Origin of the sequence: Pseudomonas sp. CM27 (assembly GCF_013179515.1) — a bacterium.
Taxonomy (GTDB): Bacteria; Pseudomonadota; Gammaproteobacteria; order Pseudomonadales; family Pseudomonadaceae; genus Aquipseudomonas.
In genome coordinates, this window is the sequence record NZ_JABMCN010000482.1 from 1 (window position 1) to 767 (window position 767).

General features: G+C 61.0%; 1 pseudogene. It reads right to left on the reverse strand.

Annotation, left to right across the window (positions count from 1 at the left end):
* Nucleotides 1-767: pseudogene (locus HP547_RS29095) on the reverse strand (type I secretion protein); the annotation flags it as partial.

Consider the following 767-nt stretch of genomic DNA (forward strand, 5'->3'; position numbering starts at 1 on the left):
CCGAAACCTGGCCACCAGCACCCCAGGTGGCCGTGACCACGGTCTTGCCGCCAATGGTGACCACGAAGCTGTCGTCGGCGCTGCCGCTGAAGGTATAGGTCTTGCCGGCTTCCAGATAGATAAGCCCCGACGTTTTCGAACCGGTGCCGGCGGTGACGCTGGCATCGGACTGCACGTTGGTGGTGGTAGTGCTGGAGTTGGCATTGCCGGAGTTGGCAAAGACCGTCTTCAGATCGTCGCCGGTAATGCCGTTACCGCCAGTACCCAGGCCCTTGAGGGTGTTCCACACTTCCTTGGTCAGGCCTTTGGACTCGATATCGGCACTGCCGAAGCTCAAGGTCGGTTTGTCGGCGACCGGGCTGATGTCGACCTTCATGGTCACTTCAGTGCCCAGGTTGGTGCCATCGTTCGGCTTGAACTTGAACTGCGCGTAGTCGGCCTGCTGGTTGCCCACGCCGCTGCCACCGTAGTTGTCCGTCCCCGACTGGTTGAGCAAAGGCACGAACTTCAGGTTCTTGGCAGTAATGTCCGCCTGGCTGACCACCTGGCCAACGGTCACGTCCACCCATGCAGTGCCATTGAAGAACTTCAGGCTGCCGGCGACCGGGATCGAGGTAATGGTCACGGACAGGCCGTTGTTGCCATCGGCATCGGTGACTTTGAAGTCGCTCCAGCCGAACACGTAATCGGTGTCCTCCACGCCAGACACTGCACCGCCAGGCGAAACCGGCAGGTGGTCGTTGTCGAGGATGGCCGTGGTCACGCTC